Annotated in this window: 17 protein-coding genes; 8 read left to right on the top strand and 9 right to left on the bottom strand. The window is 70.4% G+C overall.

All coding sequences use genetic code 11. From position 1 onward, the window contains the following. Positions 1 to 26 precede the first annotated feature (26 nt). Positions 27 to 845, top strand: a complete 819-nt coding sequence (locus tag ACH4NX_RS19490; protein WP_398129286.1) for a rhomboid family intramembrane serine protease — start codon at positions 27 to 29, stop codon at positions 843 to 845. A gap of 108 nt (positions 846 to 953) precedes the next feature. On the opposite strand, the gene hemE is transcribed toward ACH4NX_RS19490, so the two are convergent. After that, a complete protein-coding gene (gene hemE, locus ACH4NX_RS19485) occupies positions 954 to 2,021 on the bottom strand; it encodes a uroporphyrinogen decarboxylase (protein WP_398129287.1) in 1,068 nt (355 codons plus the stop codon). A gap of 173 nt (positions 2,022 to 2,194) precedes the next feature. On the opposite strand from hemE, the gene ACH4NX_RS19480 reads away from it, so the two are divergent. The 6 genes from ACH4NX_RS19480 to ACH4NX_RS19455 all read left to right on the top strand — a co-directional run bounded on the left by ACH4NX_RS19480 (position 2,195) and on the right by ACH4NX_RS19455 (position 10,451). Next, a complete protein-coding gene (locus tag ACH4NX_RS19480) occupies positions 2,195 to 2,872 on the top strand; it encodes a DUF3000 domain-containing protein (protein ID WP_351391545.1) in 678 nt (225 codons plus the stop codon). A gap of 304 nt (positions 2,873 to 3,176) precedes the next feature. Further along, the gene (locus tag ACH4NX_RS19475; protein WP_003972894.1) at positions 3,177 to 3,839 is read left to right on the top strand and encodes a response regulator transcription factor; all 663 of its coding nucleotides are present in this window, start codon (positions 3,177 to 3,179) and stop codon (positions 3,837 to 3,839) included. 187 nt (positions 3,840 to 4,026) lie between these two features. Then, positions 4,027 to 5,313, top strand: a complete 1,287-nt coding sequence (locus ACH4NX_RS19470) for an HRDC domain-containing protein (protein ID WP_398129290.1) — start codon at positions 4,027 to 4,029, stop codon at positions 5,311 to 5,313. Positions 5,314 to 5,494: 181 nt separating this feature from the next. Continuing rightward, the gene (locus ACH4NX_RS19465; protein WP_351391540.1) at positions 5,495 to 6,712 is read left to right on the top strand and encodes an acetyl-CoA C-acyltransferase; all 1,218 of its coding nucleotides are present in this window, start codon (positions 5,495 to 5,497) and stop codon (positions 6,710 to 6,712) included. Beyond that, positions 6,709 to 8,838 carry a 3-hydroxyacyl-CoA dehydrogenase NAD-binding domain-containing protein gene (locus tag ACH4NX_RS19460; protein ID WP_351391537.1) on the top strand — a complete coding sequence of 710 codons (2,130 nt, stop codon included), beginning with the start codon at positions 6,709 to 6,711 and terminating at the stop codon, positions 8,836 to 8,838. The genes ACH4NX_RS19465 and ACH4NX_RS19460 overlap by 4 nt, the downstream gene beginning before the upstream one ends. A 179-nt stretch (positions 8,839 to 9,017) precedes the next feature. Beyond that, a complete protein-coding gene (locus tag ACH4NX_RS19455; RefSeq protein ID WP_398129291.1) occupies positions 9,018 to 10,451 on the top strand; it encodes a cellulose binding domain-containing protein in 1,434 nt (477 codons plus the stop codon). 43 nt (positions 10,452 to 10,494) lie between these two features. Here ACH4NX_RS19455 and ACH4NX_RS19450 read toward each other — a convergent pair whose 3' ends face one another. The 3 genes from ACH4NX_RS19450 to ACH4NX_RS19440 all read right to left on the bottom strand — a co-directional run bounded on the left by ACH4NX_RS19450 (position 10,495) and on the right by ACH4NX_RS19440 (position 14,777). Beyond that, positions 10,495 to 12,264, bottom strand: coding sequence for a glycosyltransferase (locus ACH4NX_RS19450; RefSeq protein WP_351391531.1), 1,770 nt, complete (start codon positions 12,262 to 12,264; stop codon positions 10,495 to 10,497). After that, positions 12,261 to 13,532 carry a nucleotide sugar dehydrogenase gene (locus tag ACH4NX_RS19445; protein WP_351391528.1) on the bottom strand — a complete coding sequence of 424 codons (1,272 nt, stop codon included), beginning with the start codon at positions 13,530 to 13,532 and terminating at the stop codon, positions 12,261 to 12,263. Before ACH4NX_RS19445 ends, ACH4NX_RS19450 begins: the two co-directional genes overlap by 4 nt. A 222-nt stretch (positions 13,533 to 13,754) precedes the next feature. Next, positions 13,755 to 14,777, bottom strand: a complete 1,023-nt coding sequence (locus ACH4NX_RS19440; RefSeq protein WP_398129292.1) for a hypothetical protein — start codon at positions 14,775 to 14,777, stop codon at positions 13,755 to 13,757. Positions 14,778 to 14,845: 68 nt separating this feature from the next. Between ACH4NX_RS19440 and ACH4NX_RS19435 the strand changes: the two genes are divergently transcribed. Beyond that, positions 14,846 to 15,220: an NTP pyrophosphohydrolase gene (locus ACH4NX_RS19435; RefSeq protein WP_398129293.1), complete on the top strand. Its 375-nt coding sequence runs from the start codon at positions 14,846 to 14,848 to the stop codon at positions 15,218 to 15,220. Positions 15,221 to 15,312: 92 nt separating this feature from the next. On the opposite strand, the gene ACH4NX_RS19430 is transcribed toward ACH4NX_RS19435, so the two are convergent. The 5 genes from ACH4NX_RS19430 to ACH4NX_RS19410 all read right to left on the bottom strand — a co-directional run bounded on the left by ACH4NX_RS19430 (position 15,313) and on the right by ACH4NX_RS19410 (position 22,514). After that, positions 15,313 to 16,836, bottom strand: a complete 1,524-nt coding sequence (locus ACH4NX_RS19430) for an amino acid permease (RefSeq protein WP_398129294.1) — start codon at positions 16,834 to 16,836, stop codon at positions 15,313 to 15,315. Positions 16,837 to 16,973: 137 nt separating this feature from the next. Beyond that, on the bottom strand, positions 16,974 to 18,896 hold the full coding sequence (gene dxs, locus ACH4NX_RS19425) for a 1-deoxy-D-xylulose-5-phosphate synthase (RefSeq protein ID WP_351391518.1): 1,923 nt from the start codon (positions 18,894 to 18,896) through the stop codon (positions 16,974 to 16,976). A gap of 272 nt (positions 18,897 to 19,168) precedes the next feature. Further along, complete coding sequence (locus ACH4NX_RS19420) at positions 19,169 to 20,461, bottom strand: sugar ABC transporter permease (RefSeq protein ID WP_351391515.1); 1,293 nt, start codon at positions 20,459 to 20,461, stop codon at positions 19,169 to 19,171. Next, a complete protein-coding gene (locus tag ACH4NX_RS19415) occupies positions 20,458 to 21,249 on the bottom strand; it encodes an ATP-binding cassette domain-containing protein (protein ID WP_279564884.1) in 792 nt (263 codons plus the stop codon). Before ACH4NX_RS19415 ends, ACH4NX_RS19420 begins: the two co-directional genes overlap by 4 nt. A gap of 161 nt (positions 21,250 to 21,410) precedes the next feature. Next, a complete protein-coding gene (locus ACH4NX_RS19410) occupies positions 21,411 to 22,514 on the bottom strand; it encodes a sugar ABC transporter substrate-binding protein (RefSeq protein WP_351391946.1) in 1,104 nt (367 codons plus the stop codon). Between the last annotated feature and the right edge of the window lie 128 nt (positions 22,515 to 22,642).

Here is a 22,642-nt window from a genome sequence, read left to right as displayed (position 1 = left end):
GTGTGTCGGACGGGCAGTAGTGTCCCGTGGTCATCCCCGTCCATGACGTGAACCCCGCCCGTCGCACCCCCTGGGTGACGTACGCCCTGATCCTGGCGAACGTCCTGGTCTTCCTGTTCACCCCCGGTATGACGGGTTCCGCCACGGGCGAGGGCGGTCTCGCCCAGACGTGTCATCTCCAGGCCTTCCTGGACCGGTACGCGGCGGTGCCGCAGGAGTTGCTCCAGCACCGGATGCCCCGCCTGGTGCCGACCGGTGAGACCGGGGTCGGCCCGCGGGGGCCGGGCTGCGTGGTCGGCCCGCCGGACTACGACAAGTCCGCGGAACTGAGCGTGCTGACGGCGATGTTCCTGCACGGCGGCTGGCTGCACCTGCTGGGCAACACGCTCTTCCTCTGGATCTTCGGCAACAACGTCGAGGACCGCCTGGGCCACCTGCGCTACCTGCTGTTCTACGGTGTCTGCGGCTACGCGTCCGCGTACGGGTTCGCGCTGACGGACTCCTCCTCCACCACTCCCCTGATCGGTGCCTCGGGAGCGATCGCCGGCGTCCTCGGCGCGTATCTGACGCTGTATCCGAAAGCCCGCGTGTGGGTCCTCGTGCCCTTCCTGTTCTTCCTGCCGCTGCGGCTGCCCGCCTGGATCGTCCTGGGCCTGTGGTTCGTCCTCCAGGCGTTCTACTCCGCCGGCCGGGGTGTCTCCGAGGCCGGCACCGTCGCCTACGTGGCCCACGTGGCCGGGTTCGCGGTCGGCATGCTGCTCGCCTGGCCCCTGCGGCGCGGCACCCCGCCCCCGCCGGAGCCGCGCGGGCCGGTGTTCGGGCGGAGGGCGCGGCCGGGCCGGTGAGCGCGGTGGGCAGGCTCCCGGTCCAGGAGGTCGCCGACGGTCACCGTCGCGCCGCTCGCCTTCGCGGTCGGCGACGGCGGCCGTATCCCGTCGAGTCCCGAAGGCGGCTCAGCGCGCGGTCCGCGTGTGGACGTACTCGACGAGACGGGTCAGCGCGTCCGGGTCGGTGGTGGGCAGGACGCCGTGGCCGAGGTTGAAGACGTGGCCCTCCAGGTCCGCCGCGGCGTCCAGGATCTCGCGGGTCCTGGTCTCGACCGCCTGCCGGCTGGAGAAGAGGACGGCGGGGTCCAGGTTGCCCTGGAGCGCCTTGCCGGGGCCGACTCGGCGGGCGGCCTCGTCCATCGGGACGCGCCAGTCGACGCCGACGACGTCCGCGCCGGCCTCGCCCATGAGGCCGAGGAGTTCGCCGGTGCCGACGCCGAAGTGGATGCGCGGCACCCCGTACCCGGCGATGGCCTCGAAGACCTTGCTCGAGGCGGGCATCACCGAGCGGCGGTAGTCCGCGGGCGAGAGTGCGCCGACCCAGGAGTCGAAGAGCTGGACCGCGCTCGCGCCCGCCTCGATCTGCACCTTGAGGAAGGCGGCCGTGATGTCGGCGAGCCGGTCCAGGAGGTCGGCCCACAGCTGCGGGTCGCCGTACATGAGCGCCTTGGTGTGCTCGTGGTTGCGGGACGGGCCGCCCTCCACGAGGTAGCTCGCGAGCGTGAACGGCGCGCCCGCGAAGCCGATCAGCGGGGTGGCGCCGAGCTCACGGGTGAGCAGGCCGTACGCCTCGGTGACGTAGGAGACGTCCTCGGGGGTGAGATCGCGCAGCCGCGCCAGGTCCGCCCGGGTGCGGATCGGGTTCTCGACGACCGGGCCGACGCCCGGCTTGATGTCGAGGTCGATGCCGATGGCCTTGAGCGGGACCACGATGTCGCTGAAGTAGATCGCCGCGTCCACGCCGTGCCGGCGCACCGGCTGGAGGGTGATCTCGGCGACCAGTTCGGGCCGCATGCAGGACTCGAGCATCGGGATGCCCTCGCGCACCTTGAGGTACTCCGGCAGCGAGCGTCCGGCCTGCCGCATGAACCACACGGGGGTGTGCGGCACCGGCTCACGCCTGCACGCCCTGAGGAACGCGGAGTCGTACGTGGCGGTCGGCTGCTTGCCCGCGGGGCTCTGGTTGGCACTCACACCGGCAAGTCTCGCATGTCGCCGCGACGGCGCCCGAACACGGGGTGCGGCCGCGCGCGGGGGGTGTGGGGGCGCTCACGCGAGGCCGCGTGACACCACGTGATCCGGACATCGCGCCCGCACGCGGGTGTCCCTCCCTGCACCGGGGCGCCGTTCCCCTTAATCTTCCCCGCATGGCTGCGGCTCAGGGACGACTGTCGGACGGCGCTGGCGGAATGGACGAACCGAAGGGTACCGAGGGGGACGCCCGGCATACGGGGAGTACGGCACCGCCGGTCTTCGCGGCGGCCGTCGAGGCGCTCAGGGCCGCGCGGCTGCGGCCGCAGATCGAGGTGGAGGCGGTGCCCCCGCCCAAGCGGCTCGCCCCGTACGCGTACGCGCTGGAGGCCGCGGTCGTCGACGGCGACGACGACCTGGCGGACGGGCGGCTCGTGCTGCTGCACGACCCGGCCGGGCACGACGCCTGGCGGGGCACCTTCCGGCTGGTGACGCTGGTGCGTGCCGAGCTGGAGCCGGAGATGGCCGCCGATCCGCTGCTGCCCGACGTGTGCTGGTCCTGGCTCACCGGCGCGCTGCAGGCGCGCGGGCTGGCCTACGGGGAGCCCAGTGGCACGGTCACGCGCGCGAGCTCCCACTACTTCGGGGGCCTGTCGGAACGACCGTCCGCCTCGCAGATCGAGATCCGGGCGTCCTGGACGCCTCGGGAGGGCCTGGGCGGCGTCCCGGACACGGCGACGCACCTCGCCTCGTGGTGCGATCTGCTGGCTCAGGTCGCGGGACTGCCGCCGGCCGCGCCGGGTGACGCGTCGATCGTCACGCTGCCGCAGCGACGCGGCCCGCAGTCGCGCTAGACCGTCTCCCCTCCCCCCGACCCCCCGTCCCCATCCTCCGCACCCGGGCCCGGTGCGGCCCGGGAAACGTTCCGTCACTTTGTCGATACGGCCACTTTCGACCCCGTATCGACAAAGTGTGGAACCGTTCGGTCTTCGAATGATCGACCGCGTGTCCGAATTGCTCGGATTGTTACTCACCAGATCGTGATCATTCTCTAAAGGCGGACGGGTTCGGTGCCGAAGACGACTGTGACCTTGAAAGCACGGTTCGTCCCGGCTTCAACCCCAAGAGCCGGCCCCGTCCCGCACCCCAGGAGGCCTGGTGTCCGTTCTCCTCGAGCAGCCTGCAAGCCTGGTCGCCTACCGCCCGAACAAGCCGACCGCCATGGTGGTCGTGGCCGACCCGCGCGTCCGTTCCACCGTCACCCGCCACCTGTGGGCGCTCGGTGTGCGCGATGTCATCGAGGCCTCGTCCGTCGCGGAGGCTCGTCCCCGCATCGGCAACCCCCGCGACATCTGTGTCGCAGACGTCCATCTCCCCGACGGCTCCGGCCTGACCCTGCTGTCGGAGACCCGCGCCGCGGGCTGGCCCAACGGCCTCGCCCTGTCCGCCGCCGACGACATCGGCGCCGTACGCAACGCACTCGCCGGCGGTGTCAAGGGCTACGTCGTCACCGGCACCCGTACCAACGTCGGGCTCCCCACCCGGCCGGGCGCCGCCCCCATCGGCGCCGCCGCCGCCCGCCTGCACCGCCGCCCCCCGGGTGCCCCGAGCCACCCGGGCGGCTATCGCGAGCTCTCCGGCCGCGAGGTGGAGGTACTGCGACTGGTCGCGGAGGGCCAGTCGAACAAGGCGATCGGCGTCTCGATGGGCCTGTCCGCCCTGACCGTCAAGAGCCACCTGGCCCGCATCGCCCGCAAGCTCGGCACCGGCGACCGCGCCGGCATGGTCGCCGTGGCCCTGCGCACGGGGATCATCCACTGACCGCCCCCGACCCCGACCGCTCCCCACCTTCCCCGCCCCCACTCCACTTCCCCGCCCCGCCTTCTCTCTCTCCCGACCCCCCGGTGAAGCCGGTCTTTCACTGACCTGACTGGTTTACGACCCCCCGGCGCCCGCCGACGGAACGTTCCGTCGGCGGGCGCCGTCGATCCACCGATACCCTTGACAGGTGACCGACGCCCACGAAACCGCAGCAGACCGTCCACTGCGAACCACCGGAGGCGCCCCTCCGGACGACGCCGGATCTTCTGCGAGTCAGGCGCCGACCCCCTTGCTCGAACCACGCGAGGGCATTCCGCGGGTGATCGCCGACGCGGACGCCCTCGCCGAGGTGACCGCCGCCTTCGCGGCCGGCCACGGCCCCGTGGCCGTCGACGCCGAACGCGCCTCCGGCTACCGGTACGGCCAGCGCGCGTATCTGGTGCAACTGCGCCGCGAGGGCGCGGGCAGCGCGCTGATCGACCCGGTGGCCTGTCCCGACCTGTCCGGGCTGGGCGCGGCGATCTCCGACGTGGAATGGGTGCTGCACGCGGCCACCCAGGACCTGCCGTGCCTGCGCGAAATAGGGCTGGTGCCCACCCGCATCTTCGACACCGAACTGGCCGGGCGGCTCGCCGGGTTCCCGAGGGTCGGCCTCGGCGCGATGGTGGAGAACGTCCTGGGCTTCGTCCTGGAGAAGGGCCACTCGGCCGTCGACTGGTCCACGCGCCCGCTGCCCGAGCCGTGGCTGCGCTACGCCGCGCTCGACGTCGAGCTCCTCGTCGACCTGCGTGACGCGCTGGAGAAGGAGCTGGACCGGCAGGGCAAGCTGGAGTGGGCCCGGCAGGAGTTCGACGCGATCGCCTCCGCCCCGCCGCCCGAGCCCCGCAAGGACCCGTGGCGCCGCACGTCCGGCATGCACAAGGTGCGCCGGCGCCGTCAGCTCGCCGTCGTACGGGAGCTGTGGCAGGCCCGGGACCGCATCGCGCAGCGCCGGGACGTCTCCCCCGGCAAGGTGCTCGGGGACGCGGCCATCGTCGAGGCGGCGCTCGCGCTGCCGGTCAACGCGCACGCGCTGGCCGCGCTGAACGGCTTCGGACGCGTGAACCGCCGGCAGGTGGAGCAGTGGCAGGTGGCGGTGGACCGGGCCAGGGACCTGTCCGAGTCGCAGCTGCCCCAGCCCGGTCAGCCGGTGACCGGTCCCCCGCCACCCCGGGCCTGGGCCGACAAGGACCCGGCCGCCGCGGCCCGGCTGTCCGCGGCACGGGCGGCGGTGACGGCGCTCGCCGAGCGGCTGAACATGCCGCAGGAGAACCTGATCACGCCGGACACGGTGCGCAGGGTCTGCTGGGAGCCGCCGGCGCCGGTCGACGCGGAGTCCGTGGCCGCGGCCCTCGCCGGACACGGGGCCCGGCCCTGGCAGGTGGAGCAGGTGACGCCGGGACTGGTGACGGCGCTGACTCAGAGCGTGTCGTAGGAGGAGCGGCGGCGAGTTCCGGCCAAGATCCAGGGTGGGCGCCGATCCGACGGTGTGACGTTCGCCGCTTGGGCCGGGGGGACTGGGCAGCTACGTTACTCATAAGTAGCATGGGCCTGAGCGCGCGCTCAGCACCTGCGCGCCGCAGCAGTGCCATCCCGCACCCTGGAGGAGAGCCATCGTGCCTCGTACCGTCAGGGACGTCGTCTTCGTAGACGGCGTCCGCACCCCGTTCGGCAAGGCGGGCCCGAAGGGCGTCTACCACGAGACCCGCGCCGACGACCTGGTCGTGAAGGCGATCCGGGAACTGCTGCGCCGCAATCCCGGTCTCGACCCCAAGAAGATCGACGAGGTCGCCGTCGCCGCGACCACGCAGATCGGTGACCAGGGCCTGACCATCGGCCGCACCGCCGGCATCCTGGCGGGCCTGCCCACCTCGGTCCCGGGCTACTCGATCGACCGCATGTGCGCGGGCGCCCTGACCGCCGTCACCTCGGTGGCCGGCTCCGTCGCCTTCGGCGCGTACGACGTCGCCGTCGCCGGTGGTGTCGAGCACATGGGCCGCCACCCGATGGGCGAGGGCGTGGACCCGAACCCGCGGTTCGTCAGCGAGAAGCTGGTCGACGAGTCCGCCCTGTTCATGGGCATGACCGCGGAGAACCTGCACGACCGCTACCCGAGCATCACCAAGCGGCGCGCCGACGAGTACGCGGTGCGCTCGCAGGAGAAGGCCGCCAAGGCGTACGCCGACGGCAAGATCCAGGCCGACCTGGTGCCGGTCTCGGTGCGCCGCACCAACGAGGAGGCCGGTGAGACCGGCTGGGGCCTGGTCACCGCCGACGAGCCGATGCGTCCGGGCACCACGCTGGAGAACCTGGCGGGCCTGAAGACGCCGTTCCGTGTGCACGGCCGGGTCACCGCGGGCAACGCGGCCGGTCTGAACGACGGCGCGACCGCCTCACTCATCGCGAGCGAGGACTTCGCCCGCGAGAACGGTCTGCCGGTCAAGATGCGCCTCGTCTCGTACTCCTTCGCGGGTGTCGAGCCGGAGGTCATGGGCTACGGCCCGATCCCGGCGACGGAGAAGGCCCTGGCCCAGGCCGGCCTGTCCATCGACGACATCGGTCTGTTCGAGATCAACGAGGCCTTCGCCGTCCAGGTCCTCGCCTTCCTGGAGCACTACGGCATCGCCGACGACGACGCGCGCGTCAACCAGTACGGCGGCGCCATCGCCTTCGGCCACCCGCTGGCCTCCTCGGGCGTCCGCCTGATGACGCAGCTGGCCCGCCAGTTCGAGGAGCAGCCGCACGTCCGCTACGGCCTGACCACCATGTGCGTCGGCTTCGGCATGGGCGCGACGGTCGTCTGGGAGAACCCGCACTTCGAGGGGGACAAGTGAGCACCACCGCAGAGCTTCTGAAGGGTGCGGCCGAGCTGTTCCCCGGCGAGGTCGTCACCAGCGCCCACGTGCGCCACTTCGACCTGCCCCTGGGCGCGGGACGCTTCGCCCTGATCACCCTGGACAACGGCCTGGACCACACCAAGCCGACCACGCTGGGCCCGCAGTCGCTGGCGAACATCGACGCCGCGATCGACCGGGTCGAGAAGGAGGCCGCGGACGGCGACATCGTCGGCGTCGGCGTCACCGGCAAGCCGTTCATCTTCGCGGTCGGCGCCGACCTCAAGGGCGTCGAGCTGCTCAAGCGGCACGAGGACGCGCTGGCCATCGGCAAGGGCGGCCACGACGTCTTCAAGCGGCTGTCGAAGCTGGCCGTGCCGACCTTCGCGTACTACAACGGCGCGGCCATGGGCGGCGGCGTGGAGATCGGCCTGCACTGCGCGTACCGCACCGTGTCCGCGGCCCTCCCGGCCTTCTCCCTCCCCGAGGTCTTCCTCGGCCTGGTCCCCGGCTGGGGCGGCTGCACGCTGCTGCCGAACCTGATCGGCGCCGACAAGGCCGTCTCGGTGATCATCGAGAACAGCCTGAACCAGAACAAGCAGCTCAAGGGCGCGCAGGTCTACGAACTCGGCATCGCGGACGCGATCTTCGAGGGCGCGGACTTCCTGGAGCAGTCGCTGATCTGGACGGCGTCCGTCCTCAAGGGCGAGATCGCCGTCGAGCGTCCGGCGATCGACCGGGGCGAGGCCTGGGACCAGGCCGTCGCCAAGGGCCGCTTCATCGCCGACTCCAAGGTGCACGGCGCCGCCCCGGCCGCCTACCGCGCCCTGGACATCATCGCCGCCGCCAAGAACGGCGACCTCCAGCAGGGTTACGACGCCGAGGACCAGGCGCTCGCCGACCTGATCATGGGCGGCGAACTGCGCTCCGGCATCTACGCCTTCAACCTGGTGCAGAAGCGCGGCAAGCGCCCCGCCGGCGCCCCGGACAAGGCGCTGGCCCGCCCGGTCACCAAGGTAGGCGTCGTCGGCGCCGGCCTGATGGCGTCGCAGCTGGCCCTGCTCTTCCTGCGCCGCCTGGAGGTGCCGGTCGTGCTGACCGACATCGACCAGGAGCGCGTCGACAAGGGTGTGGGCTACGTCCACGCCGAGATCGACAAGCTGCTCGGCAAGGGCCGGATCGACCAGGACAAGGCCAACCGCCTGAAGGCCCTGGTCTCCGGTGTCCTGGACAAGGCCGAGGGCTTCGCGGACGCGGACTTCGTCATCGAGGCCGTGTTCGAGGAGATGGGCGTCAAGCAGAAGGTGTTCGCGGAGGTCGAGGCGGTGGCGCCCGCGCACGCGATCCTCGCCACCAACACCTCCTCGCTCTCCGTCTCGGAGATGGCGTCGAAGCTGAAGCACCCCGAGCGGGTCGTCGGCTTCCACTTCTTCAACCCGGTCGCGATCCTCCCGCTGCTGGAGATCGTCCGTGGCGAGCAGACCGACGAGGCCTCGCTGGCCACGGCGTTCGGCGTCGCGAAGAAGCTGAAGAAGACCGCGGTCCTCGTGAAGGACGCCCCTGCGTTCGTCGTGAACCGCATCCTGACCCGCTTCATGGGCGAGATCCAGAACGTCATCGACGAGGGCACGCCGGTGGACGTGGCGGAGAAGGCGGTCGAGCCGCTCGGTCTGCCGATGTCCCCGCTGGTCCTCCTCGAGCTGGTCGGCCCGGCGATCGGCCTGCACGTCTCGGAGACCCTCAACCGGGCCTTCCCGGAGCGCTTCACCGTCTCCCCGAACCTCAAGGCGGTCGTCGAGGCGGGCAAGCGCGGCTTCTACGTCTACGACAGCGGCAAGCCCGAGCTGGACCCGGAGGTCGCCGCGCTGCTCAAGCAGGGCGACACCGTCCTCACCGAGGAGCAGGTCCGCGACCGCGTCCTGGACGCGGTGGCCCAGGAGATCGGCCTCATGCTCGACGAGGGCGTCGTCGCCGAGGCCCAGGACATCGACCTCTGCCTGATCACCGGCGCCGGCTGGCCCTTCCACCTGGGCGGCATCACGCCGTACCTGGACCGTGAGGGCGTCGCCGAGCGGGTGAACGGGAAGCGGTTCCTGGAGCCCGGGGTGGCGAGCGTTCCGGCGTAACCGGGCATCCCGGCGAAGGGGGTGGACCGCACGGTAACGATCCGTGCGGTCCACCCCCTTCCGCCACACACGCACCGCTAGGATCTCCACACGATCTGACTACTTGTGTACGCGGCTCTCCCGCCTGGACACCACACGCGGCCACGAGAGCGTGCGGTCGGCCTGTTGAGGAGATCCCCGTGGCGTCCACCCGCCGCCGCCCGCCCCGACGCCGGGTGTGGCCCAAGGTCCGGCTGCTGTTGTTCGCCGTCGTCCTCGCCGCGGGCGCCACGGCCCTCTATCCCGTCTGGAAGAAGGCGGACCCGGACCCGCCCGAACTGCTCGTGCGCTACCGGACCGGCACACCGGCCACCTCCGCGGTGGCCAAGCCGTCGCTGGAGGTCTTCAACAAGACCGGGAAACCACTGCCGTTGAGCGAGGTCACGCTCCGGTACCACTTCACCGCCGACGACGGCGCCTCCTACGCGTTCAACTGCGTCAACGCCGTCTTCGGCTGCTCCCACCTCGCCGGGCGGATCGTCGAGCCGGCCGAGCCGACCGACACCGCCGACCGCTACCTGGAGGTCCGGTTCTCGCCCGGGGCCGGCGAACTGGCGCCGGGCGCCAACAGCAAGGGCATCGACCTCCAGCTCTTCCGCACCGACCACAAGGAGCTGGAGCAGTCCGACGACCGTTCCTTCGACGCGGAGATGACCAGCTACAAGGAGGCGAAGCGGGTCACCGCGTACAGGCGGGGCGTGCTGGCCTGGGGCGAGGAGCCGGACGGCACGAAGCCGGACGACGACGGGAAGGAGGCGCGGACGGCCGCCGCCGACCCGTTGCCGGCCGCCCCCGAAGGCGTCCTGTTCGACACCTTCGACTACCTCGGCCACAAGGACCCGGCGCTCTTCAAACACGGCTGGCTGGTCCGCACCAGCAAGGGCGGCCCCGGCATCGAGAACACCTGGTCGGCCGAGAACGTCGCCTTCCCCACCGACGAGGAGGCCCTCGGGAGCGGGCAGGTGCTGCGTCTGCGCGCCAGCACCGACGGCACCGAGGCGGGCACCAGGCAGTCCAGCCTGGGCACGGCCGCGAGCAAGTTCCGCGAGGGGACCTACGCGGCCCGTATCCACTTCAGTGACGAGCCGGCCACCGGTGACGAGGGCGACCACGTCAACCAGACCTTCTACACCATCGGCGGCGAGGGCTCGGAGTACAGCGAGCTGGACAACGAGTACATGCCCAACGGCGGCTGGGGCCGGGCCGGACCCAAGCTCGACACCGTGACCTGGTTCGACCACAAGAGCAACGACCGCGTCTACACCACCACGAACAAGAGCCTCGCCGACTGGCACACCGTGATGATCAGGGTGAAGGACGGCGTCGTCGCCTACTGGCTGGACGGCGAGAAGCTCTTCGTCAGCGACGGCAAGTACGTCCCGCGCGCGGACATGTCGGTCAACTTCAACCACTGGTTCGTCGACCTGCCGTTCAAGGGCGACCGCGCCTGGGACATGAAGGTGGACTGGCTCTACTACAACGCGAACGACACCCTGACGGCGAAGGAGGTCCAAGCCCAGGTCGAGGGCTTCACCGGCAACGGCATGAACTACTTCGACACGGTTCGCGAGTGAGCCGGAGTCCCGTCCCGATCATGCGTTCACCGTGCCGTGCCGGCTACCAGCCACCGTCGCCGTGTCCCTGCCCGTTGCCGTGCCCGTGGCCCTGGCCCTGGCCCTGGCCCTGCTGCCAGGAGGGGTCGGGGTAGCCGCCCTGGCCGTGACCGGGCTGCGGCTGCTGCCGGTACGGCTCCTGGTACCCGCCCTGCCACTGGTGCCGGCCCGCCGGAGCGGGCGCGGGGGTCCCCCAGCTGACCTGCTGTTGCGGGACCGCCTGATGCTGCTGTTCGTCATAGCCGGGCAGCGGCTGCGGCTGGGTGGGGACGCGGGGGGCCCGGGGGGCCGTGCGAGCCAGGGCCGCGCCCTCCAGGCGCATCAGCTGAAGCGTCTCGGTGACCTTCTTGTCGGAGTACGGGTCCTCCTCCTCGAAGATCTCCGTCACGTCGGCCTCGTGGTCGCCGGCCACGGACACCTCGACACCGCCCTGCCGGGTGCCCCAGCTCCCCTTGTGCAGGGTGACCAGGGCGTAGAACCGCAGCGGGGTCAGCAGGAACAGCTGGATCAGGCCGTACAGCGGGGCGAGCAGGAACATGCCGAACCGCTTGACGAAGCCCATGCCCCGGCGCGGGAAGTCGAGGTAGCGGACGTTGCGGAGGTATCCCATGAGGACCATGAAGAGCGCGTAGTCCCCGATGTGGTCGAGGAACCGGGGCGGGTCCGTGATCGGCAGGATGACCATCGAGTAGAACATCGCCGTACCGAAGACCAGCCACAGCCCGAGTTCCATGCAGGTCAGCCAGAAGGCCGGGCGGTACTTCTTCTGGTGCCGGAAGGCCCAGAGGGACTCGCGGAAGAACGACTTGTTCCAGCGGACCTGCTGGCGCAGGAAGTGCGGCAGCTTCTCGGGGACGGCCGTGTAGCCGACGGCGGTCTCCTGGAAGACGACCTGCCCCTCCGTGAGGCAGTAGTTGGTCATCCGGCGGTCGTCACCGAAGACGGCGGGCTTGCCCAGGAACTGCTGGTTGAGGAAGTCCGGCAGGTACTTGCGCACCAGGGAACCGCGATAGGCGGACAGGGCGCCGCAGCAGCACAGGACGGACTTCAGCCGCGAGTAGGCGGCCCGCTCGAACAGGAAGGAGTTGCCGTAGCGCAGGTCCTGGAGGCGGGTGAAGACGTTGCTGTCGTGGTTGAGCGCCAGCACCATGCCGGTGGAGGCCATGATCCTCTCGTCGGCCATCGGCAGCAGCAGCTCGCGGACGGTGTCGCGGGAGAGCACGGTGTCGGAGTCGACGCACAGGAAGATGTCCGAGTACGGCGCCGCCTGGAAACCGAGCGCGAGCGCCTCGCGCTTGCCCTTGTTCTCGGGCTGCACGCTGACCGTGTACTTCACGCCCAGCGCCTCGAACTCGCGGCGCATCCGCCTGGCCATCCGGATGCCGGAGTCGTCGGCGCTGGCGTCGTCGACGATGTGGATCTCGTTGGGCAGGCGGCTCTGCGCGAGCAGGCTGCGCATGCCCTGCTCGAACATCACGGGGTCCTCGTTGTAGATCGGGATGACCGCGGTGACCCAGGACCGCTCCAGGTACTCCAGCTCCTCCCGGCCCGCCTTGGCGGGCCGGTAGAACAGTGCGCCGAACATCTTCAGCGACAGGAGCCCCATGGCGCCGATCGAGTACAGGTGCAGCGAGTCCGAGTCCAGACGGGTGGCGATCGCCGCGGCGATCACCAGGAAGAAGAGGTACGAGACCTTCAGCTGCCGCCGTTTGCGGTGGGCCCGGCGCCGGCCGGAGTCGACCGCTCCGGGTATGTAGGTGTCCCCGGACGTCACAGCTTGACCACCCGGGGGTGATCGACGGACCTGCCCCGTGTGTCGAAGAGCGTCCGCGCCCGGTCGGCGAGCAGGCCGAGGTCGATCTCCCGGTGGGGCTGGAGCAGGATGGTGAGGTCGGCGCTCTCGGCGGCGGCCAGGTAGTCCCGCGCGCGCTCGACCGGCGTACCAGCGACGGTCCAGTCCTCGACCCGGGGGTCGAAGTACACCAGTTCGGCGCCACGGGCGCGCAGGTTCTCGGCCACGGCCAGGGCCGGGCTCTCCCGCTGGTCGGAGATGTCCGCCTTGTAGGTGACGCCGAGCAGCAGGACGCGGGAGCCGCGGACGGCCTTGCCCTCGTCGTTGAGCAGTTCGCTCGCGCGGTTGACCACGTGCACGGGCATGCGCTGGTTGATCTCCTGGGCCAGCTCCACGAACCGGAACGGGATGCCCAGTGAACGCACCTTGTACGACAGGTAGTTGGGGTCGATCGGGATGCAGTGCCCGCCGACTCCGGGGCCGGGGTAGAAAGGCGCGAAGCCGAACGGCTTGGTGGAGGCGCAGCGAATGGCGTCCCACAGGTCGACGCCGATCTCCCGGCAGAACATCGACATCTCGTTGACGAGCGCGATGTTGACGTGCCGGTAGGTGTTCTCCAGCAGCTTGGCCATCTCGGCCTCGCGCGTACCCTTCGCCTCCACGACGCGGGTGACGAAGCGCTCGTAGAGGGCACGGGCGGCCTTGGTGCAGTCGGCGGTGACGCCGCCGACGACCTTGGGCGTGTTCTCCAGGCCGAAGGAGGCGTTGCCCGGGTCGATGCGCTCGGGCGAGAAGGCCAGGTGGAAGTCCCTGCCGACCCGCAGGCCGCCGGCCTCCAGGCGTGGCCGCACCACCTCGTCGGTGGTCCCGGGGTACGTGGTCGACTCCAGGACGACGAGCGTGCCGGGCACCAGGTGGGCGGAGATGTCGTCCACCGCCGCGTGCACCGCGCCGAGGTCCGGGGAGCCGTGCTCGGTGAGCGGGGTGGGTACACAGACGACGACCGCGGCGGCTTCGGCGATCACCCGCGCACGGTCGACCGCCTCGAACCCCTGATCGAGCATCGCGCGGACCTCGACGTCCGAGATGTCGTCCACGTGCGAACGGCCGGAGTTCAGACCGTCGACCACACTCCGGCTGCGGTCGAGTCCGACGACCTTCAGGCCCGCCGCCGCGGCCGAGCGGGCCAAGGGGAGTCCTACGTAGCCGAGTCCGACGACCACAAGATCCACCGTGGAGGATCTGCTCACGATTTAGCCCCCAACCCCCGTCGTTCCCCGGCCGGTTGAGCCGGTTCCGGGCAGCACGTGGCCACCCCAGATCGAACAGGGGAGGAGATTAACAGGGCCTTTACGCTTTAACCACGCTTAATTCAGGTGCCCCTTGTCACGCATGTCGACGCACAACCCTCCACCGGCCCCAAGTGTCTCCGTGCTCTCTTCCCGGTCCGAGGGCGGTCTGGGGGCCTTCTGTCAGACCGCCTGCCACGCCGTGAGTGCCAGCCCCGGCTCGTCCTTGCGACGGGTCAGCAGCAACTGTCCCGTCGAGGGCGACAGGACCGCCGCGACCACCCGGTTGTCGGCGTCCAGGGTCATGGAGACCTCGACGTCCGCGGGCAGCTGCGGCCCTGACTCCGTCCACCAGGCACCCGCCGACTCCTGCTCGCTGGGGTAGGCGGCGAAGGCGACCCGGCCGGAAGACGAGCACTGTGCCAGCAGTGTGCAGTCGTGGCCGTCGAGATCGCAGCGGACGGCCGCCACCCGGCCGGGCCCGGCCGCGGGGAGCAGGGCGACGGGCTCGGTGCCTGGGCGCCAGGCGGACAGGTGGCCGGACACGTCGGTGTAGAACAGGGTGGTGTTCTCGCCGGAGGTGGCCAGGGCGCGCAAGGTGCCCGGGCGGGCCTCCGCCGCCACCGTCTCCACCAATCGGATCGCGCTGCCGGGCGCCTCCTGACGCCAGTGCAGGATCTCGCCGGAGCCGGCCGCGTACGCCTCCATTCGGCCGTCCCTGCCCGCCACCGCGACGGGCGCCTCTTGGAGTTCGGCGCCCTTGAAGTCACGCCACGGGCCCCAGCCGCCCTTCTCCTTCTGGGCACGCATGCTGAGTCCGCCGCCGCCGTTGCGCACGAAGATGTGCGCCCGGCCTTGAAGGTCCACGGCCACGGCGGGCTTGCCGGTGCGGTCGCCCTTGCCGTTCGGATGACCGAAGGGGCTCCAGTCCAGGGCGGCCAGCAGGGGCCGGAAGTGGGTGGAGTGCACCAGGTCCGACTCCCCCGGCGCCGTGGGCCGCCAGGCGACCAGGTGCGCGTAGGAGTCGGCGCCCTGGCCGATCGCCGGGGCCGGGGCCGGGTGCAGTCGCTGGTCGCCGCCGATCCTGCGCGGTGCGTCCCAGGGGCCGCCCGGCACCTGCTCCGCACGGCACAGGACAGCGTCCCGGGTCATCAGGTAGACGCTGAGTCGGCCGTCCCGGCCGCGTATGAGCCACTCGCCGTTCACCTGATCATTTTATGCCTCCGCGCACGGGAGCGCTCCGGCCGGGTGGGGGTGCGTGCGACCCTGGCCCCATGGACGACAGCGAACCCCTCCTCGTGATCGTCGACGCCGCGAACGTCGTCGGATCCGTGCCCGACGGATGGTGGCACGACCGGCGCGGGGCCGCCGAGCGGCTGCGGGACCGGCTGGCGGCGGACGGGGTGCCGGGGCGTACCGGCCCGGTGGAGCTCGTCCTGGTGGTCGAGGGCGCGGCCCGCGGCGTGGAATCGGTCCCCGGAGTACGAGTGGAGTCGGCGCCCGGCAGTGGGGACGATCACATGGTCGAGCTGGTCGCGCGGGCCGGCGGTCGCCCCGTTCTGGTGGTGACGGCGGACCGTGAGCTGCGCCGCCGGGTGGCCGAGCTGGGGGCGGAGGTGGCGGGGCCGCGAACGGTCCGGCCCGCCTGACGGCGCCGGTGGCGGCGTGGGGCGGGCCTGACGGCGCCGGTGGCAGTGGCGGGCGGGCCGGACGGCCGTGGTGGCGGTGGCGGTGGCAGTCGCTACGGGGTGTCCTGGCCCGACGGCTTCGAGGGACTGCCGGCCGGCGCCTCCTCGCCGTGGGCCAGGCGGCTGTGGCTGCGGCCGTAGAGGAAGTACACGACGACACCGATCGCCATCCAGACGCCGAACCGCACCCATGTCTCGGCGGGCAGGTTCAGCATCAGCCACAGCGAGGCGGCCACCGACACGATCGGCAGCAGCGGCACCAGCGGGGTACGGAAGGCACGCGGCAGGTCGGGGCGGGTCCGGCGCAGGATGATCACGCTGAGCGCGACGATGACGAACGCGAACAGCGTGCCGATGTTCACCAGCTCGGCGAGTTCGCTCAGGCTGGTGAAGCCGGCGACGATCGCGATGATCACGCCGAGCAGGATGGTCGGCCGGTACGGCGTCCGGAACTTCGGGTGGACGTGCGAGAAGAAGCGCGGCAGCAGCCCGTCGCGGCTCATCGCGAAGAACACCCGGGTCTGGCCGAGCAGCAGGATCATGCACACCGTGGTCAGACCGACGGCGGCGCCGAAGCTGATGACACCGGCGAAGAAGGGATGCCCGGTGGACTTGAAGGCGTCGGCGAGCGGGGCGTCGATGGACAGCTCGCTGTAGTGCTGCATGCCGGTGACGACGATCGACACGGCGACGTACAGCGCGGTGCAGATGAACAGGGAGCCGAGGATGCCGCGCGGCATGTCGCGCTGGGGGTTCTTGGTCTCCTCGGCGGCCGTGGCGACGATGTCGAAGCCGATGAAGGCGAAGAAGACGACCGAGGCCGCGGTGAAGATGCCCATCACACCGAAGTTGGCCGGCGCCCAGCCGAACATCAGCTGGATCAGCGGTGAGTGCAGGCCCCCTCCCGCCTCCACCGGCTGCGCCTTCGGGACGAAGGGGTCGTAGTTGGAGCCCTTGACGAAGAAGGCACCCGCGATGATCACGATGAGGACGACGGTCACCTTGATGGCGACGACGACCGAGGTGACCCGTGCCGACAGCTTCATGCCGAGGACCAGGATGCCGGTGAGCACCAGCACCAGGAAGGCGGCGAGGATGTCGAAGCCGAACCCCTCGGCGCCGTCCCGGCCACCGAGCGCCGCGGGCATCTGCCAGCCCGCGTTGTCCAGCAGCGAACGGATGTAGCCGGACCAGCCGACGGCCACCACCGCCGTGCCCAGCGCGAACTCCAGGACCAGGTCCCAGCCGATGATCCAGGCGGGCAGTTCGCCGAGCGAGGCGTAGGAGAAGGTGTACGCGGAGCCGGCCACGGGGACCGTGGAGGCGAACTCCGCGTAGCAGAGCGCGGCGAGCGCGCAGACGACTCCCGCGACGACGAAGGCCAGGGCCACCGACGGCCCGGCGTTGTTCTTGGCGACCGTTCCGGTGAGTACGAAGATGCCGGTGCCGATGATGACACCGACGCCGAAGACGGTCAGATCCAGTGCGGACAAGGACTTCTTGAGCGCGTGCTCCGGTTCCTCGGTGTCCCGGATGGACTGCTCGATCTTTTTGGTCCTGAAGATACTGCTGCTCACGGGTGCCTCCGAGCTTGTCGTCCCCGACATGATCGAGAGGGGGGCGTACTGCGCATGCCCCGGCGTGAGCGGATTCACGCGGATGGGTCGGTTTCACCACCTCAAGGAATGGAGTTACCGACCCATCCGGCCGTACGTCAGTCGCGCGCGGCCTCCACCGAGTCCGCCTCGGAGCGCTCGTAGCGTCCGTCGAGCTTGGCGACCAGGCCGGTGACCTGGCGGGCGATGTCCGGCGCGGTGAGCCCGATCTCGGCCAGGACCTCGGCGCGCGAGGCGTGGTCGAGGAAGCGCGGCGGGATGCCGAAGTCGCGCAGCGGTACGTCGACACCCGCGTCGCGCAGGGCCTGGGCGACGGCGGAGCCGACGCCGCCGACGCGCGAGTTGTCCTCGACGGTGACGACCACGCGGTGCCGCTCGGCGAGCGGGGCCATGGCCTCGTCGACGGGCTTGACCCAGCGCGGGTCGACCACGGTGGTGGAGATGCCCTGCTTGTTCAGCAGGTCCGCCACCTCCAGGCACATCGGCGCGAGGGCGCCGACGGAGACCAGGAGGACGTCCGGAGTGTCGGTGCCCGGGGCGCGCAGCACGTCCATGCCGCCGACGCGGCCGACGGCCGGCACGGCGGGGCCGACGGCGCCCTTGGAGAAGCGGACCACGGTCGGCGCGTCGTCCACCTCGACGGCCTCGCGCAGCTGGGCGCGGACCTGGTCGGCGTCGCGCGGGGCGGCGAGCCTGAGGCCGGGGACGACCTGGAGGATCGACATGTCCCACATGCCGTTGTGGGAGGCGCCGTCGGTGCCGGTGACACCGGCGCGGTCCAGCACGAACGTCACGCCGCACTTGTGCAGGGCCACGTCCATCAGCACCTGGTCGAAGGCGCGGTTGAGGAAGGTGGCGTACACGGCGAAGACCGGGTGCACCCCGCCGTGGGCGAGGCCGGCCGCGGAGACCGCGCCGTGCTGCTCGGCGATGCCGACGTCGTAGACGCGGTCGGGGAAGGCCTTGGCGAACTTGTCGAGACCGACCGGCTGGAGCATCGCCGCGGTGATGGCGACGACGTCCTCGCGCTCCTTGCCGAGCTTGAGCATCTCCTCGCCGAAGACGCTCGTCCAGTCGGCGCCGGAGGTGGAGATGGGCAGGCCGGTGTCGGGGTGGATCTTGCCGACGGCGTGGAAGCGGTCGGCCTCGTCCGCCAGGGCGGGCTGGTAGCCGCGGCCCTTCTCGGTGAGGCAGTGCACGATGACCGGGCCGCCGAAGCGCTTGGCGCGGGTGAGCGCGGACTCCAGCGCCTCGAGGTCGTGGCCGTCGATCGGGCCGACGTACTTCAGACCGAGGTCCTCGAACATGCCCTGCGGGGCGATGAAGTCCTTCAGGCCCTTCTTGGCGCCGTGCAGGGTGTCGTAGAGCGGGCGGCCGACGACCGGGGTGCGCTCCAGGACCTCCTTGGTGCGGGCCAGGAAGCGTTCGTAGCCGTCGGTGGTGCGCAGGGTCGCCAGGTGGTTGGCGAGGCCGCCGATGGTGGGGGCGTAGGAGCGCTCGTTGTCGTTGACGACGATGACGAGGGGGCGGTCTTTGGCGGCGGCGATGTTGTTCAGCGCCTCCCAGGCCATGCCGCCGGTGAGCGCGCCGTCGCCGATGACGGCGACGACGTGGTCGTCGCGGTCGAGGACCTGGTTGGCCTTGGCGATGCCGTCGGCCCAGCCGAGGACGGTGGAGGCGTGGCTGTTCTCGATGACGTCGTGCTCGGACTCGGCCTGCGAGGGGTAGCCGGACAGGCCGCCCTTCATCTTCAGCTTCGAGAAGTCCTGACGTCCGGTGAGCAGCTTGTGCACGTAGGACTGGTGGCCGGTGTCCCAGAGCACCTTGTCCTTCGGCGAGTCGAAGACGCGGTGCAGGGCGAGGGTGAGTTCCACCACGCCGAGGTTGGGGCCGAGGTGGCCGCCGGTCTTGGAGACTGCGTCGACGAGGAAGGTGCGGATCTCCTTCGCCAGCCGGCCCAGCTCTTCCAGGCTGAGCCGGTCCAGATCGCGCGGTCCCGTGATGCGGGTCAGCAGCGGCACCCGTGCCTCCTTGCAGTAGAGCTGTTGCCGGGCTTGACGAGTCTAATGTTCCGCCGTGGCGGAACGTGTCGGGGCGGTGCGTCGTACGTCACGCGTTCGGCCTTACCCATCGGCGGTGCCTTCTACGGCTTCCCCGTCCGACGGCGAGAACCGGTCCCGCCGGCCGTCGTCCCCGCGGCAGCGGCGGACCCGGGTGCGCGCGGACAGCACGGCGCCCGCCCGAGGGCTCAGCTCGGGCGGGCGCTGTGCGGGGCGGCGTGCGTGGCTTGCGCCTACGCGCGGCCGGCCGTCTTCTGCGTCTTGCGGGTGACCGCGTCGATGACGACCGTCGCCAGCAGGACGCCACCGGTGATCATGTACTGGACCGGCGAACCGACGCCCTCCAGGGCGAGGCCGTACTGGATCGAGACGATGACCATCACACCGAGCAGCGCGTCCCACGTGCGGCCGCGGCCACCGAAGAGGGACGTGCCGCCGATCACGGCGGCGGCGATGACGTTCATCAGGAACTCACCGGTGCCCGCGCCCTGGTTGGCGGCGGCGATCTTCGAGGCGACGAAGAGGCCGCCCATCGCGGCGAAGGTGCCGGCGATCGCGAAGACCGAGATCCGGACCAGCTCGACGTTGATACCGGCCCGGCGGGACGCCTCGACGCTGCCGCCGAGGGCGAAGACCTTGCGGCCGTAGGACGTGCGGCGCAGCACGAAGTCCGTGAGCAGCAGGAACGCCAGGAAGATCACCACGGCCAGCGGCAGGCCCTTGTACTGGTTGAAGACGATCGCCGCGGCGAAGGCCAGGGCGGCCAGCAGCACCGTGCGCACGATGATCTCGTTCAGCGGCCGGGACGGCACGCCCGCGGCCTCGCGGCGGCGGTTGTCGAAGAAGGCGGAGAGGAAGTACCCCGCGGTCACGACGATCGCCAGGCCGTAGGCGGCGGCCACGTCGCTGAAGTAGTAGCTGGTCAGCTTGACGACGATGCCGTCGGGGTTCAGGTTGATGGTGCCGTTGCTGCCGAGTATCTGCAGCATGAAGCCCTGCCAGAACAGCAGTCCGGCCAGGGTCACGGCGAAGGCCGGCACACCGATGCGGGCGAAGAAGAAGCCGTGGATGGCGCCGGCCACGGTGCCGGTGAGGATGGCCAGCACCAGGGCCAGCACCTCGTTCATCCCGTGCGTGATGTTCAGCACCGCGAAGGTGGCGCCCGCGACACCGCTGACCGAGCCGACCGACAGGTCGATCTCGCCGAGCAGCAGGACGAAGACGATACCGACGGCGATCATGCCCGTGCCGACCATGGCGACGGACATGTCGGAGAAGTTGCCCGCGGTGAGGAAGTTGGAGTTCAGGCTGGTGAAGATGGCCCAGATGATCAGCAGACCGACGACGACCGGGATGGACCCGAGGTCGCCTGCCTTCATCTTCCGCTTGAACTCGCCGAGGTAGCCGGCGAAGCCCTGCTCGCGCACCAGCAGCCGCGGGTCGACCACGGTGGCGGCGGCGGGGGCGGCGTCGGGGTTCTCCACCGCCTGGTCGTCGGCGGTGGTGGAGGTCTTGTCGATGCTCACTTCTTGATCTCCCCATTGGTGCGCGCCGCACGACGGGTCACGGCGTTCTCCGTGGCGCCCGTGATGGCGGAGATGATCTCTTCCTGCGAGGTCGACTTGACCTCGAAGACGCCGTTGTTGCGACCGAGGCGCAGGACGGCGACCTTGTCGGCGACCGCCTTGACATCGGCCATGTTGTGGCTGATGAGGATGACGGCGTGGCCGCGCTCGCGCAGTCGCTCGACGAGGTCGAGGACCTGCGCCGTCTGCTCGACGCCGAGGGCGGCGGTGGGCTCGTCGAGGATGACCAGCTTGGGCTCGCCGAGCATGGACCGGGCGATCGCCACGACCTGGCGCTGACCGCCGGAGAGCGAGGCGATCGGGATGCGGACGCTGGGGATGCGGATGGACAGGGTGTCCAGCAGCTCGCGGGAGCGGCGCTCCATCTCGACCTCGTCCAGGACACCGCGCTTGATGATCTCGCGGCCCAGGTAGAGGTTTCCCACGACGTCGATGTTGTCGCACAGCGCGAGGTCCTGGTAGACGGTCGCGATGCCCAGGTTCTGGGCGTCGTGCGGCTTGTTGATCGAGACGGCCTTGCCGTCCCACTCGATGGCGCCCTCATCGATGGGGTGCACGCCGGCGATCGTCTTGACCAGCGTGGACTTTCCGGCGCCGTTGTCGCCCACCAGGGCGACCACTTCTCCGGCGTGGACCTCAAGCTCTACGTCGGTGAGCGCCTGGACGGCACCGAATCGCTTGGAGACCCCGCGCAACGCCAGCACGGGCGTAGCGGACACGTGAACCATCTCCTTCGCCGCCTGACCCGGCGGGAGGTTGTGCAGAAGTTTGGGGGGGTGTTCCGTCCGGCGCCCCGCGTAGCTTGCGGGGCTGTTGAGTGCGGGGCGCCGGAGGAAGCTGCGTGCAGCCGGTCCCGTCCGCGCTCAGGCGGTACGGGAGGCGGGGCTGCCTACTTGAGGCCGATCTTGTCGCAGGCGGCCTTGTAGTTGCCGCTGCAGATCTCGTCGAGGGTGTAGTAGCCCTCCTTGATGACGGTCTCCTTGATGTTGTCCTTGGTCAGCGAGACGACCGGGATGAGGACGGTGGGGATGCCCTTGGTCGTGGCGCTGTCGGACTTCTCCTTGGCGATGGAGTCGAGCGACTCGCCCTTGGCGAGGGCGACGGCCATCTCGCCCGCGACCGTGGCCTCCTGCGGGTAGGACTTGTAGACGCTCATGTACTGCTCACCGGCGATGATGCGCTGCACACCCGCGAGTTCGGCGTCCTGGCCGGTGACCGGGATGTTCGCGATGCCGGCGCGCTTCAGTGCCGTGATGACACCGCTCGCCATGCCGTCGTTGGCGGAGTAGACGCCGATGATCTTGTCCTTGCCGAGGGCGGAGATGGCCGCCTGCATGTTGGAGTTGGCGTTCTCCGGCTTCCACTCCTTGGTGTCGTACTCGCGGCCGATGTTCACCTTGCCGTCGAGGACGGAGTGGGCGCCCTCCTTGAACTGGGCGGCGTTCGGGTCGGTGGAGGACCCGTTCATCATGACGATCTGGCCGTCCTTGGCCTTGTCGCCCAGCGCCTTCAGCAGCGCCTCGCCCTGCGTCTTGCCGACGGTGACGTTGTCGAACGAGGTGTAGGCGTCGATCGGGCCCTCGGCCAGGCGGTCGTAGGCGACGACCGGGATGCCCTGGTCCTTGGCCTTCTTGATCGAGCCGGCGATGGCCTTGGAGTCCACGGCGTCCACGATGAGCACGTCGACCTTGTTGGTGATCATCGTGTCGACCTGCTGGGACTGCAGCGTGGGGTCCTGCTTGGCGTTGGCGTAGACGACCTCGCCCTTGTTGTTCGTGAGCTCCTTGACCTTCTTCTCGATCAAGGGCTTGTCGAACTTCTCGTACCGCGCGTTCTGGTTCTCCGGCAGGAGCAGACCGACCTTGATGTCGTCGCCCTTCTTGGCGGACGAGTCCGCCGCGTCCTTGTTCTCGTCGGACTCGGCGGCGCTGCCGCAGGCGGCGAGCGAGAGCGCCATCGCGGTGGCGGCAACGGCAACGGCGGCACGACGCATACGCGTGTTCACTTCAGAAACCTCCCTGACGAGGCCGCGTCGTTGCGGCCGAGGTGGCTGGAAGTCAACTCGGCCGCACGTGCGACGTCAAGAAGTAAATCCTTAACGAGATGACAACGGTGCCATCC

The sequence above is a fragment of the Streptomyces sp. NPDC017225 genome, assembly GCF_044331465.1.
GTDB lineage: Bacteria > Actinomycetota > Actinomycetes > Streptomycetales > Streptomycetaceae > Streptomyces.
This window is presented reverse-complemented; position numbering and strand designations above follow the sequence as displayed.

Excerpts from the sequence above, each read along its gene's own strand:
- ACH4NX_RS19480 (WP_351391545.1), top strand. The coding sequence starts at position 2,195 with ATGGCTGCGGCTCAGGGACGACTGTCGGACGGCGCTGGCGGAATGGAC.
- ACH4NX_RS19435 (WP_398129293.1), top strand. The coding sequence starts at position 14,846 with ATGGACGACAGCGAACCCCTCCTCGTGATCGTCGACGCCGCGAACGTC.
- ACH4NX_RS19415 (WP_279564884.1), bottom strand. The coding sequence starts at position 21,249 with ATGGTTCACGTGTCCGCTACGCCCGTGCTGGCGTTGCGCGGGGTCTCC.
- ACH4NX_RS19410 (WP_351391946.1), bottom strand. The coding sequence starts at position 22,514 with ATGCGTCGTGCCGCCGTTGCCGTTGCCGCCACCGCGATGGCGCTCTCG.